Annotated in this window: 9 protein-coding genes and 1 tRNA gene; 3 read left to right on the top strand and 7 right to left on the bottom strand. The window is 44.7% G+C overall.

The window, feature by feature from the left end; genetic code table 11:
- Positions 1 to 24 precede the first annotated feature (24 nt).
- Positions 25 to 2,403 (bottom strand): outer membrane beta-barrel protein, encoded by a 2,379-nt coding sequence (locus GWG06_RS23445; protein ID WP_160716389.1) that lies wholly within the window; start codon positions 2,401 to 2,403, stop codon positions 25 to 27.
- Between the two features lie 739 nt (positions 2,404 to 3,142).
- Between GWG06_RS23445 and GWG06_RS23440 the strand changes: the two genes are divergently transcribed.
- Positions 3,143 to 4,735 (top strand): hypothetical protein, encoded by a 1,593-nt coding sequence (locus GWG06_RS23440; RefSeq protein ID WP_160716387.1) that lies wholly within the window; start codon positions 3,143 to 3,145, stop codon positions 4,733 to 4,735.
- 44 nt (positions 4,736 to 4,779) lie between these two features.
- Here the strand turns inward: GWG06_RS23440 and GWG06_RS23435 are convergent, their stop codons facing one another.
- Positions 4,780 to 6,081: a trypsin-like serine peptidase gene (locus GWG06_RS23435; RefSeq protein ID WP_160716385.1), complete on the bottom strand. Its 1,302-nt coding sequence runs from the start codon at positions 6,079 to 6,081 to the stop codon at positions 4,780 to 4,782.
- A gap of 297 nt (positions 6,082 to 6,378) precedes the next feature.
- Between GWG06_RS23435 and GWG06_RS23430 the strand changes: the two genes are divergently transcribed.
- Positions 6,379 to 6,627, top strand: a complete 249-nt coding sequence (locus GWG06_RS23430) for a class I lanthipeptide (protein WP_127040828.1) — start codon at positions 6,379 to 6,381, stop codon at positions 6,625 to 6,627.
- Between the two features lie 79 nt (positions 6,628 to 6,706).
- On the opposite strand, the gene GWG06_RS23425 is transcribed toward GWG06_RS23430, so the two are convergent.
- Both GWG06_RS23425 and GWG06_RS23420 read right to left on the bottom strand, forming a co-directional pair.
- Complete coding sequence (locus GWG06_RS23425) at positions 6,707 to 7,459, bottom strand: LytR/AlgR family response regulator transcription factor (protein ID WP_160716383.1); 753 nt, start codon at positions 7,457 to 7,459, stop codon at positions 6,707 to 6,709.
- The gene (locus tag GWG06_RS23420; protein ID WP_160716381.1) at positions 7,440 to 10,382 is read right to left on the bottom strand and encodes a sensor histidine kinase; all 2,943 of its coding nucleotides are present in this window, start codon (positions 10,380 to 10,382) and stop codon (positions 7,440 to 7,442) included. The genes GWG06_RS23425 and GWG06_RS23420 overlap by 20 nt, the downstream gene beginning before the upstream one ends.
- A 195-nt stretch (positions 10,383 to 10,577) precedes the next feature.
- Between GWG06_RS23420 and GWG06_RS23415 the strand changes: the two genes are divergently transcribed.
- On the top strand, positions 10,578 to 11,159 hold the full coding sequence (locus GWG06_RS23415) for a hypothetical protein (protein ID WP_160716379.1): 582 nt from the start codon (positions 10,578 to 10,580) through the stop codon (positions 11,157 to 11,159).
- A gap of 350 nt (positions 11,160 to 11,509) precedes the next feature.
- On the opposite strand, the gene GWG06_RS23410 is transcribed toward GWG06_RS23415, so the two are convergent.
- The 3 genes from GWG06_RS23410 to GWG06_RS23400 form a co-directional block, all read right to left on the bottom strand.
- A complete protein-coding gene (locus GWG06_RS23410; RefSeq protein ID WP_160716377.1) occupies positions 11,510 to 12,490 on the bottom strand; it encodes a DUF6624 domain-containing protein in 981 nt (326 codons plus the stop codon).
- 243 nt (positions 12,491 to 12,733) lie between these two features.
- Positions 12,734 to 12,807, bottom strand: a tRNA-Pro gene (locus GWG06_RS23405).
- Positions 12,808 to 12,873: 66 nt separating this feature from the next.
- Positions 12,874 to 13,371 (bottom strand): anthrone oxygenase family protein, encoded by a 498-nt coding sequence (locus GWG06_RS23400; RefSeq protein WP_160716375.1) that lies wholly within the window; start codon positions 13,369 to 13,371, stop codon positions 12,874 to 12,876.
- Between the last annotated feature and the right edge of the window lie 31 nt (positions 13,372 to 13,402).

Below are 13,402 nucleotides of genomic sequence, written 5' to 3'. Positions count from 1 at the left end.
CGTTATTTCAGGGTTACTCACTGATCACTGATCTCTGATCTCACCATCCGTGCGGTTCTTGTAAACCTGCCTGCGGAACTTCTGACCCAGCGGAAAATTATAAACTACCTGCAATGAAAAAGTACGGTTATTACTGATGGCTTCTGAAATATCCGTCTGGCTGGGATAGAAGGTGCTGGCCCTTACTTTTTCTATGCCGGCCGGATCATTCACAGACAGGTTCAGGAACAATTTATTTTTCAGCAGAATCTGTTTTAACGTCAGCGAGCTGGAATAGTAATCTCCATAGGTAGCATACTCCAGGTTCATCTTGGCATTATAGTAGATGGTGGCCTGTATTCTGGTACGGTCGCTTATTGTAAAATCATTTGTACTGCTGATTTCGAACAGGTTGGTATTATCGAATCTGTAACTCAGCCCTGGTGCATGATAGGTTGAATAGGCATAATTAACGTTAACCTCCGAGCTAAACCATTTGCTGATATGGAAAGACTGATAAGCAGCAATACCATATTGTTTCATTTGCCCCACATTGGCGGCCTTAAATTCAAACGGCTTATCTTTCTCAGGAATAAATACCCGCCTGTTGGATGAACTTTCATAATACAGGGTTACTACCAGCTGTTTGTACGTAAGCTGTCCTTCTATTCTGTCAAAATAGGCAGGCACAAAACCGATATTACCCGACTGTGTTCTGAAGTTGCTCATTACCTGCTGGGAAGGGTTAATATCTCCCATCAGCGGCCGTCTTATCTTTTTGGTATATCCCAGGCTTGCATTCAGGTTACTGCTGAAATCGTGCTGTATAACAAGATTGGGATATACTTTAAAATAATTTCTTTCTGCTGTTTCATCCTTGCCGGCCTGTCTGAATACAGCATCTGCATTTACCCATTCGCTTCGTAGCCCTGATATCAGCTGATACTTACCTAATTTCCAGCGGGCACTGAAAAATAAACTGCCGATCCTTTCTCTATAATGAAAATCGGCGTTACCACCGTTCAGCACCTGTTTAGTACTGTTTTCCAGCGCATTTAACTTTGCGCCGAACTCTGTGCTTACCCAGGCAGCTTTAAGTACGTCAGACAAAATTACTGACCCGTTATAGATGCTGGTCGTATTACGGAGATAGTTACCGGCGAAGGATGCGCCATTTATATCAGATACCCGCGCAATGCTGTTTGCATTCACAGCAGGATTATGCACATAGATGAAATTAGCATACAGGTGGCTGTTTTTCTTTTCGTTCAGCAGATATTTATAGCTGGCAGCCGTCCGGATAGATTTTCTTTCTCCCCGGTACCTGTTTTCAGCTGTAATAACCGAATCCTTAGCCGCATTGGAATAGTTGCTGAAGGTATAATGCTCCGATACGTTACTGATCGTGGAAGGCGTAAATGAAATATCAGCCTCTATACCGGCGCTGGAACGCTTATTTATATCGTAATCCATGGAGAGCCCCGGAGCAATTCTGAAAGCGGCTGTCTGAGCATACCGCTGAGAAGTAAACCGGAACTGGTCGTACACCACATTTTCTCCTGAAGATTTCTCCAATCCCCTCTGATTACCTGTGTTTAAAACGAAGGTGGTTTTAATTTTCCTGATTTTGAAATTGAGATTGGCTGACATGCCGCCGGACGGCATACTGCTGCCGAAATCTCCTGTTACCATATACAGCGGCTGGGAATAATTGGCCCGTATGCTGGCAATACTCCGCTCTTTCCGGGTGATCACATTGATGACGGAAGAAATGCTGGCATCATACCGGGAAGAAGGGAAGGCCATAATCTCTATTTTATCTACCTGGTCTGCACTCAGGGTAGCAAGATATGCCAGTTGTTCCGACTGACTTTTAAACTCGCCCTTTCCGTCGATCAGTATCAGCACCCCGGACCGTCCGTTTAGTTTAACCGCGCCTGACACCATCGTTACGCCGGGTAACCTGGTAAAAAGTTCCGCGCTGCCAGTGCCGCCTGAAAACTGATCCTGTTTCACCCGGTAAACAAGTTTATCAACATCTTTAGTCAGTTGCTGCTGAAAAATATTTACGGCTGCAAGCTGTACGGGAAGCCGCGATAGCGCCAGTACTACAACATCGTGCATTTGCCGGTCAAAAGATAACGGTGCAGATGTATAGGCTTCAAACCCCAGTGGTTTACATTGTACCCGTACCTTGCTGCTGAAGGTATCCGCCAGGTTCACCATACTGACACCCTGCTGATCTGTCACTGCCGAGGCCACCGTTTTTCCGTTCAGGTCTGCAATAATTATCCGGGCAAAAGGTATGGCGGAAGAATCGTTTGCATGGATTAAGCGGATCTTCACCTGGCATAACTGCTGCGCCCATACGCCTGCCGGCAGCATCAGCAGGAAAGCCATCCATATACCATATAGTGCCGGCAAACGCTTTACACTCCTGTATACTGCACCAGGAACCTTACTTTGAATACTAATACAATTGTAATGCGTCATATCTCTCCGGCTATCTGAGTATGCTGTTGCCAGCGGAATTTAATATCCACAGTGTATCCTGTCATAACAGGGGCGCCATGTATATCATATTATTTTGTGTTATTACAGTTGCTTCGTCAGTCATGCCGGCTCTGCCTGCATTCCTCTGACAACGCTGTTCTTCATTGATCTTCCGGAAGGATGGGTATTTTCAACCAGGACCATCAGGATAGTATTCCATTTTTTCAGAAGGGTAAAATATCTTTTTATCTGCTTCAGGAACTCAGCAAGCCAATAAACGTAAGGTTCTATACAACGGTAAGAGTTTCATTTTCATAGGCTAACATCATTCCATCAACTCTTTTTTGCGGATACATCTATTGAGCTTCCTTACAATGATAAAACAAAATCCACAATAAGGCAATCGAATTCAAAAAAAAATACTGACTGCTGTTACAGGTAAGCAGACTGCATTTTATTCTTTACCGGGATTATCCTTTGTTATTGTATCCTGACAGTAGAAAAAGTGGCTTTTACGATGCACATCATTATTTCCTGTAAACTTTTCATGACTTCCGGCAGACTGAAAAACACCGAATATACCAGTTATAAATCCTTTTAGCTATTATTAAAAGATGCTTATCTTCGGTTGCCGGATGATCCGGTTACCTATAACCCAAGAAGCCCTGCCATGAAACAAACCCTATCCTTATTTGTGTTATCCGTTGTCTTTTTTATGTTACAGGCCTGTTCCACAAAAACCAATGCACCGGTACAGCTGCAGCCGGCTTTAACAAAAGCCGGAGCCAACAGAACGGAAATACAGGCTGTTATAGATCATTACAGCAGCAACCCTGCCGACTCCCTTAAACTCCGGGCAGCATTGTTCCTGATATCCGGTATGCCCGGCAGGGGATATGAAAAATATGCACTGGCAGACAGCGGACTGAATAACGTGGAGATAAATCTTTTCCAGTATAAGTTCAAAGATTCTATCCGCAAAATGAAAGAGCACCTGGAGAAATTAAGGGGAAAGGAAATCATCTTTGAAAATAAAGGCTTCCGGGAAGATATACAACATATCAGTGCGCAACAGCTGATAGAAAATATTGACTGCGCATTCAGCGTAAAAGAACAGCCATGGGCAAAGCATCTGAGCTTTGCGCAGTTCTGTGAATATATCCTGCCTTACCGGATGGGAGAGGAACCCCTGCAGAACTGGCGCAAGCGCTTCTACACACAAACTGCATGGATTACGGATTCCTGTATGGATAAAAGCGTCCTGGCAACCAGCGCTTTTATCAATGACAGCATAAAGCGCGGATATTCCTACAAACACCTGGGCCTGTTCTACTATCCGGGCAACCTGAATCTGCAACAGCTGAATGACCTCACCGGCGGAAGATGTCAGGACCTTAACATGATCGCCTGTTACTGGTTCCGGGCTGCCGGCTTACCCGTTGCATCGGAGTTTACCCCTTTCTGGGCAAACAGTAATTTCGGCGGGCATCTGTGGCTTAGCATACTTGACAAAGATGGCAGGTTTGTTCCTATAACTGCAGGCTATGATAATCCCCGGAGAGATACCCTGCCCTTTGAAAACAAACTGGCCAAAGCCTACCGGATTATGTATTCCGTACAGGCAAACAGCCTGGCAGCAGCCACCAGAGGCAAGGAAACAATTCCTCCTCACCTGGCCAATGAACATCTGGCAGATATTACCGACGAATATATTCCTGCGACCAACATTACCATCCGCTTACAGCATACAGATACCGGCAGCCATTATGCCTACCTGGGCGTGCTGAACGGAGAAAGCTGGCAGATAGTAGGCTGGGGAAAAATTAATGCCAGCCGGGATAGCGCCACCTTCCTGAAAGCAGGGCAGAACGTTATCTATATTCCCATGGTCATTGTGAACAACAACTACGAAATTGCCGGCGATCCTTTTCTGCTGAACAACAAGGGAGAAACGGAATGGCTCATTCCCTCCGGTAAAAAAACGGAACTTGTTTTTAATGAAGTGGATGGCTCCCGGTGGCTGAATATGGACAGGAAATATCACCTGATCTACTGGAACAAGGGGAAATGGGAAGACCTGGAAGGTACACAGACCATCGTTGGCGATCCGCAGGTATTAAAGAAGAACAAACAATCCCATTACCTGCATTTTAGTAATGTACCGGAACAGGCAGTACTGCGGATGGTAAGGGATACCATATTCCGGCCCAATGACCTGGGCCGCCCGGTGGTACTGAAAAACGGGAAGTATAATGTGTATTAGCCCCTGGCCGGCACGCCGGCCAGGAAACTGCATACAGGATACACTCAGCTGTTAAGCACCAGCGTATTTATCATGGGAGCTATCCGGTTATCTTTTTTATAGAAAGCAAAACAGGTAACAGCACTGTTGGTAGATCTGCAGACAAGCGGATTGGTATCTGCATAAATATCTTTTAACCCGCCTTCACCGGGAAAATAATTGTTGTTATTCATATCTGTATTGGATATCCAGGTAGCATTGGATCCATCTAAATCGGAACAGCGGATCCTGGGCGCCAGGCGGTTTTCTTTCTTCCAGAATGAAAAACCGGTGATAAACTTACCTGCAGGACAAACCAGCTCGTTGGTATCTGCATATATATCCTTCAGCCCTCCTTCGCCGGGAAAATAATTATTGTTCATATCTGTATTGGTTATCCAGGCAGCATTAGATCCGTCAGGCTCAGCAGATAATATCCGGGGGGCAACCCGGTTGAATTTCTTGTACAGGGAAAATCCTACCATAATCTGACCTGGCGGGCAGATCAGCTCATTTGTATCTGCATAAATATCCTTTAATCCTCCCTCATCAGGAAAGTAGTTCTTGTTGTTCATATCTTCGTTCTTCAGGGAAAAAGTACTTCCCTTTCTGGCCCAGCTATTAAACTGTGCTATCTGCAACTCAGTAATTCTTACCGCAACATTGGGGCAACCTCCCTCGGAGTGGATACCCACAATGGACCATTTACCTTTATACATTGTCCATACAGGACTGCCGCTCTGCCCTCCATATGTATCAAACTCATACCTGAATGTAACATTATTCAGAGAGTATATAACATCTCCGGTTGACCACATGGTTTCTCCTGATTTATCAAGTGGGTATCCGGCAGTTAATACTACGCGCTCCTCCAGTTCTTCGGTCGTTAAAACGTTCATTTCAAAATTATGCTCCCATCCTTTCTTCAGCGGTATAAGTATTGCTCCGTAATCGCTTCCTCTTTCCCTGCCAAGCACAAAAGGATAGGAAGCAAAGCACTGATGGCCGTCTACAGTTATCCTTCCAAATGGACTATTTTTCCCGTCTATTGCCGGGATAACAATAACACTGCGCATCGCTCTTTTCTTCTCAAATTCAAAAAGGCAATGTGCTGCAGTAATGACAAGGCCGTAGTCCGCGCCGGGAATGCTGAAAATACAGCCTGTTCCCGCATAGTAATTCCCATCCTTGTCCTCAACGAATAACTCGCAGATACTGGAATAAGGCTGGGAAGTGGTCGGTGAAATCCGGACTCTTTCATCATTTCCACAAACCGCTTGTGGCTGTCCGTAACTTAGTTCATACAAACTTTTTGATCCTGGTTGCATAGGGAATGAAATTTATATTTATCAATAATAAAAAATACAAAAAAAATGAAGCAGATGCTTCCTCCTGCAGTATGATTGCAGGAGGAACCTGATACGTTGCTGCTCCTTTTGCAGCCGGCATAATTATACATCGTCAAAACATAGTTGTAACTACAGCTGCACAACTATGAAATCCAGCCTTTCTCACCTATGCGCTTCCTGTAACTTCGTATCCGGCACTTATCTCTTATACCAGTAAAAGTATACTTCACATCTTCCACATCTGAAACTTTCATTCATCTTTAAACTTCGTACCACATGAAAAAGAAAAAATTACATCTCGGCCGTAAACTGTTCCTGAATAAAGAGCACGTTAGTACGCTGACTCCTGAAAACGCAGGACTGATACAGGGAGGAGGCACCAATGACATTAACTGCTGGACATCCCTTGACACAACGCCCTGCAGGCCATGTCCCCTGACATATAACTGTCAGACAATCCGTTACTGCCCGGAACCGCTTACACGTGTTACCATAGGTAACCCCTGCTGCAGCATCAGCGCATAATAGCGGCAGCATTTATAAGCAATATCGAAAGCCATCTGCAGCAGATGGCTTTCAATATTGATACCGGGACAGAAAACACTTAAAAAGAAACACCCTTTCTGAGCCACGTTAAAAAATCTTCTTTTCTGTTGGACGCCACCGGAAGTTCGTAGCCATTGTATAATAAAACGCTGCCTCCGCGTCCTTTCTGATACCGCGTTACATAATTGAGGTTAACCAGATAGGAATGATGAATACGGAAAAAGATATGCCGGGGCAACTCGTCTTCCACCTCTTTTATTTTCCTGCCGGAAAGAATTTTACTGCCATTACTCATCCATATTTCTGTGTAGTTCCCTTTAGCGCTGCCATAAACAATGTCTGCAACATTTACCAGCTCAACACCTTCCACGGTGGGAATGCAGATCTTAGGTCTTTGTGCGGCAGCCTGCTGCATCAGCAGCATCAGGGAGGCAATCTTTTCCCTGTTCATCGCAGCGCTGCCTGAGAGGAAACGTTGTGTGGCGGCCGTCACCTGTGCTTTGCTGAGCGGCTTCAGCAAATAATCGATGGCATGATACCGGAAAGCATCCAGGGCGAAACTATTAAACACCGTGGTAAAGATGACATCAAACGCGATGTCTTCTGTTTGCGCCAGCACATCCAGTCCGGAACCCATTTTTATTTCCACATCCAGATAGACGATATCCGGCCGGCATTCTCTGATAAGCCGCACTGCATCCGGCACATTATCGGCGATGCACATCAGTTTCAGTTCCGGGAAGTTTTCTTTCAGTATCCGGGCAAGAAATTGCTGACCTGCCGGTTCGTCTTCAACAATGATTACTTTCATGACAGCTGTTTTGGTTGATGGTCAGCGGATAGGTAATAACCACCTTCGTTCCGCTGTAGCCGTGATCCGGAGGATGCAGGTCTTCCATATGTATGTTTATCTTCCCCGGGAATAAGCGATTCAGGATATTCAGCCGTTTTTCATTAACAGCGGTACTGGTGAGTTTACGTATATTGAAATGCCTGCTTAGCATCTTGCTTTTCTCTCTGCCGATTCCATTATCGGTAATGGTTATCCTGACATTTTCTGCCTGTTGCTCTGCCGTTACCGTCACAAAGCCCATCCCGTCAGGCAGATGGCGGATGCCATGCCTGATGGCATTTTCAACCACAGGCTGCAGCAACATAGCGGGAATGATAATATCCTTATCGGGCAGCTGCGTTTGTCTGGTGACAGAGAATCTGAATACATGGTTAAAGCGTTGCTGTTCTACAATCAGGTACTGGCGGAGGTATTCCAGTTCCTTATCCAGGGAAACAAAAGTCTCTGCACTCATTTCGAATGTCTGCCGGATCAGCAACGAAAAAGCATCAACAAATTCGTGTGCTTTCTCCTTATCTCCTGCCTCATAATGTTCCTTTATGGCGGCGATACAGTTGAAGATGAAATGTGGATTCAGTTGTCCCTGCAGCGCCATCTGTTCCAGATGGAGCAGGCTGCGTTGTACCGATAGTTGCTGCTGGTCCCTTCTTCTTAGCCAGCGGATAATTCCGGTGCTCAGGGTTATTAATGCAATAACGGACAACAGCACGAGCATAGTGATGAACCAGGGATTCCGGTAGTAGGGAGGTTTATTATAAAAATTCTGGACAAGTGTATACTGCTGATGCCAGTTCGGAGAAAAGGCCCTGATGGCCAGTCTGAATTTGCCGTACGGCAGCGACGGAAACGAAAGTGTTCTGCCGGAGATTGTTGTCCAGCTGGTATCTTCATTGAGGCGCCAGGAAAATACCGGTTGTGCATTACCTGAAAAATCAATCGCATCAAATTCTACTGACAGCGAAGCTGACTGCAGTTGCAGTACATCGTTACCGGGTGTGAGAAACACATCGCCGTTGCGTATACTGCTGATTTCAATTCTGGCGGCGGCATACGGCTCCGGCAATTCATTTTCATCGAAATAGCTGACGCCTTCTGAAGTACCCGCCCAAATCATATCCCCCTTCACATCAATACAGTTGACCTGATTACCGGCAAGCCCTGTGGTATAGGTCACATGCCTGGCGATACGGTAGGGAGGCTTCCGTGTAATGGCAAACAGTCCGTTATCAGTACCAGCCCACAGGTATTTCCGGGAGGCTTTCAGTGCCGCGATCCGGCTGCACTGCAGGCCTTCTTCCGGGCCAATGGTATCTATCACCTTGTTATGAACAATAGCCAGCAATACCCCGCCGTTATCGGCGCACCACAATACATGGCTGCTGTCTTTACAAAGCGCCGTGATGCGCGTGCGCAGGAACCTGTTCCCGGTATCCACCGGGAGGCAATGTCCGTCAGGGAAACAGGCTACAAGCCCGGACAGGGTACCGGCATACAGCGTATCTCCGATCCTGCTTACGGTTACTACCCGTTGTCCTTTCAATAGGGTATCCCGTGGCATAAATGAGCGGAAGCTAAACTTCAGCACACCGGTGTTGGTAGCTGTAATCATCTCACCATCAGCTTCTTCCAGCGCCTGTTTACAGCAGGTGTAATAAGCCTTCACCGGTTTACCCTGTATGCTTTTTTTCAGTTTAATACCATCTGCGGCCAGCATCCATACCTGCCCCTTTTCCCGCTTAACAAAAACACAATGTTCATACCGGCGTTCAGGATTTATTCGCTGTATGTTCGTCTGATACCGTCCATCCGCGCTGATTTTGGCTTCCACAAACAGGCCATTCTGCGTAGTGCCGTACATACCGTCTGCCGTGGCTTTAATATAGAGAAAAGCGCTCAATGGCTGAGCAAATGGCACGGACCGTACAGGAGATCGTACCATACGTATAAGTCCTTTACCGGCAGTTCCTATCCAAAGGGATCCGTCCTGTGTACGGATACAGGGGCCTGTTTTGTATCCGGGTAACAGCTGTTCCATCATTGTTCCCGATTGCAGGTTAACGAGGTACAGCCCATTCTCTGACCCAACGAAAACTGTTTCATCTTCATTGTTAGTGACGCCGGTGGGCTGCGTTATTTTTGGAAGGGATCTGCGCTGGCCGCTGTTTTCTCCGGCATAATACCAGAGTTCTCCCTGCGCAGGGCTGTAAACTGCAGAAGCGTTTAACACGGTGAACTGATCCGGTTCAAACGGCGCCTGTCCTGTAAGTTCAAAATAGCCATTCTTAAATACATATAGCGCCGCGTTACCGCATAAAACATGCAGCGCACCTTCTTTCCCTATGCATATATGTTGAATTGCCTGCTGATCCGGCTTCCAGCGGGATATTTTTCCGGCCGTATCCACCCGGAGCAATGCCTGCCCTTCCTCTCTGATCCAGAGATTGGCGGTTGCATCCATCATTATCTGCGAAACCCTTGCCTCCAGTTTGATACGTTTCAGCAAAGGGTCATCCGACTGATTGTACAGCCGGCCGTTCCTGTAGTAACACAAGGTATTCGTAAAAGGCAGCAGCCACACTCTGCCAAGCTGGTCTTCACTGATACTGAGCACTTCATTGTCCAGCAGCCCGTCCTTTTTAGTATAGTGCCTGAAATCGGATCCGTTATACCGGATCACCCCATTCTCCGTACTGATCCAGAGATATTTTCTGCTGTCCTGGAAAATGTTATAGACATTACTGGCATTGAAACCCTGTACCCACCGGTAGTTAATAACGGTATAGGATTGCGCCTGAAGCCTTTTTGCAGCCAGCAGCAGCAGTGCATAAAAAAGCAGGCAGGGAACAACATCATAACGACGGGTATGGGTTAATCGTATCATAAGTATGCCGGGGGAATAGTATTTCAGGCATACATAAATTACATAATTTTATTCTAAAACCGGAGAATGATACACCGGGCTTTTTCCCAGTCGGGGTAGCAGGACAGGTTTCGGAAAAACCGTACATAAATTGACATTTTTAAAGCGTATTTTAGGATAATACAAAAGTTGTCAACAATTAAAACGAACCAGTACATGTCATTTTCCTGGTATTTCCATTCATTTAATCCGCAGGATTTAGAAAACAAAATTCTAAAGGGACAAGGAAGCTATACTTCAAACGAAGAAGTAACAGAGAAACTCCGGATGTCAGCATTTGATTATAATAAACTAGACAAACAATACTGGAAATATTTAGACCTGTACTTAACACAGTCACTTATTGCATTACCCGAAACAGAACAGGTATCACCGGATCATGCTCACTGGAGCGTTTGGTCCACATTTGCCAGTTCAGATAATGCAGCGCCGGGGATAATTTTCGAGGCCTTATCCGGCGAAGGCAGACGTCATAATTTCATCCCACAGAAGAAGTCCTTTTTTTCGAAATTAAAATCGGTTCATGAAGTATTAACCGGAAAGAATACTCCTGACTATATCATTATAAAAGATGACGAGTTAAGCATATTTGTTGATAGCTTACATAAAATATTTGCGTCCGCAGATGAAGGAGCTTTTGAAAAATTTGGTGATAAGGAAGAATTAAAGCCTTATTTTTTAACACCTTTTGTTCTTGCGAGGGAACAGGAGAAAGCGATATTGGGGATGCTGACCTGAGCGGCATGCAGCGGCAGAAATACGATGAGACAGTAAGGATATGCCCTTTTTGCCGTGAAACAATACCGGCACATCGATGCTGGCAGGTTGTAGAGAAAAGTTTATTCATGAATCAAAAAGGGGGGCAGGTTCCTGGAATACATTCCAAAGATTTAAAATAAAAAAGGAGATCAGTGATGATCTCCTTTTTTCCGTCGCTCTGTCTGTACAAATTTCGAACTTATTTGTCTGATTTGAAAAAACTGTCATTCCAAACCTGGCATTAAGTTATTGATATCCAGCAATTATTAAATTGTAAGCATCCCTTGGTTTCTTGCATGCCGAATTCAGATGTCAGCCTATGTAAGCTATCATCGCCTTTTTCTAAGACTTTCAAACCGCGCTTTATAGCGTTTTTCAATAATCGTCTCTTCTCTTTTATATTTTTCAATATCCCAATCGATATCGAATTCTTTCAGGTATTCTTTTAAAGACTCCAATCCCATTTCTTGTCTTAATTCATCAACTTGATCAGGATTTTCAAGTGGAACTATATAACCTCCGTATTCCTTATCGGAAATAATTGTTTGCGTACCATAGCGCTGTTTTTTTCCTTGATTCATTAAAAGTCTATCTGTTAAGAACGCATATTGCCAAGGTTCTGCAGCTTTACTCTTTATGGCTTCAGCCAATATTGGTAAATATTTTGTCTGGGCGACCGAGTCATCCACATGCTGAATTGCTAAAAAGAGCATTTCATTAGCTTCTTTTCCAATTTTATCCTTACCTAACCAACCATGCTCATCAATGATTTTTTTTACAGACTCGGCACTTTCAAGGTCAATTTCTTTCATCTGCCTATTTACCAATATAGTTAAAGCAGAATCTTGGGGTTGCTTTTTCTGTTGATACAAAAGGACTAATCGGATACCTTGATCTTTGTACTGTATATTCTTTAATAATAGACGGATCGTATTATTATACTGATTTATTCTTTTGTCTAATCCTAATTTGAATACCTTCCAGTCCTTGCGATTGTGTAATATTTTAAAATTCTTATCGACTTTTATCTCCTCCAAAAAATAGTCCTCCTGGATCAGACTATTTAGGTTTTGGTATACTTCATTATATTTTTTCCCCCTCAAAAACTTTGTAGAATTTTGATAGTTAGGAAGATTTTCTTTTAAATAGGTTGGAAAGATGCTTATTAACGAGGCCTCAAATTTATCCTTTCTATGTTGTTTTAAATGAGATAATGTTTCAACAATCAGCTCGTCACTATTTTGTGCGCAAAGGGCACCATAGTTTAAAAATGTGAGAATAAACACAAATGCAACAATAAGCTTAGCCATTCTTCTTTTTGATTTTGATATGTCTAATCAGTTTCGGAATCTTTTATAGCCCAAAATACTACAAATACCAGATCAAGTATTCAAATAGTGACCTTCTATCGCAAAATCGGACAGTTTACAAATAGACAAAATGGGCAATTGGTAGGGTAAATGAAGTGGCAAGACTTATCTATGTATTGGATAGCCATTTAAGCCCAAATAAAAAAGGACAAAACAGAAGTAAATCTGTTTTGTCCTCTCAAGTCGGGGCGGCAGGATTCGAACCTGCGACCTCCTGCTCCCAAAGCAGGCGCGATACCGGGCTACGCTACGCCCCGTCTCCGATAATCGGGATGCAAATGTAGGAAATAATAATTCATATAAACAAATTTATTTCCGGAATATTATTGTTTGCGCTGTCGGCGGGTGCAGGCTACTACCAGCAGTATCAGGGCAATAACATTGAAAACGGTGCGGATGGTATGCCAGGAATTCCAGGGGTTAGCGAACTGCTGACGCGCGGCGGCGGCCTGCTGCGGGCTGGCGGCAGCTACATCAAAAGCGGCCAGGGCATCGTTCAGCGGCACATTACAGGCTACAGTTACCCCGAAGGTACCAATCACATACGCTATAGCGGCAATAATCAGCGGCAGCCTGCCTTCGGAGCGCTGCTTCGCATAGCTGTAGCCCAGCACCGGCAATAAAAATACCGGCCCCATAAAGGCAATCATAAACACCGGGTTAACGATCACATCATTGATGGCCTGCATGGCGGCAATGTATTGTACATCTGTCAGCCGCAGGAACGCCGGATTTACGGACACGGAAAAACCGAAAAAAAGACCCGCCGTAAGTCCTGTCAGTACGGTGGTGGCGATCAGCAGTGGTTGTCTGTAATTCATCTTATTCATTTAAATAGTGGGAAATAAATAC

Origin of the sequence: Chitinophaga solisilvae, from assembly GCF_009928525.1 — a bacterium.
Classification (GTDB): Bacteria; Bacteroidota; Bacteroidia; order Chitinophagales; family Chitinophagaceae; genus Chitinophaga; species Chitinophaga solisilvae.
Note: the sequence above shows the minus strand (reverse complement) of the source record. Positions and strands in the feature narration are given on the sequence as shown.

What these genes read in the sequence shown, in the direction of transcription:
- GWG06_RS23440 (WP_160716387.1), top strand. Translation starts at nt 3,143, where the DNA reads ATGAAACAAACCCTATCCTTATTTGTGTTATCCGTTGTCTTTTTTATG.
- GWG06_RS23435 (WP_160716385.1), bottom strand. Translation starts at nt 6,081, where the DNA reads ATGCAACCAGGATCAAAAAGTTTGTATGAACTAAGTTACGGACAGCCA.
- GWG06_RS23430 (WP_127040828.1), top strand. Translation starts at nt 6,379, where the DNA reads ATGAAAAAGAAAAAATTACATCTCGGCCGTAAACTGTTCCTGAATAAA.
- GWG06_RS23425 (WP_160716383.1), bottom strand. Translation starts at nt 7,459, where the DNA reads ATGAAAGTAATCATTGTTGAAGACGAACCGGCAGGTCAGCAATTTCTT.
- GWG06_RS23420 (WP_160716381.1), bottom strand. Translation starts at nt 10,382, where the DNA reads ATGATACGATTAACCCATACCCGTCGTTATGATGTTGTTCCCTGCCTG.
- GWG06_RS23415 (WP_160716379.1), top strand. Translation starts at nt 10,578, where the DNA reads ATGTCATTTTCCTGGTATTTCCATTCATTTAATCCGCAGGATTTAGAA.
- GWG06_RS23410 (WP_160716377.1), bottom strand. Translation starts at nt 12,490, where the DNA reads ATGGCTAAGCTTATTGTTGCATTTGTGTTTATTCTCACATTTTTAAAC.
- GWG06_RS23400 (WP_160716375.1), bottom strand. Translation starts at nt 13,371, where the DNA reads ATGAATTACAGACAACCACTGCTGATCGCCACCACCGTACTGACAGGA.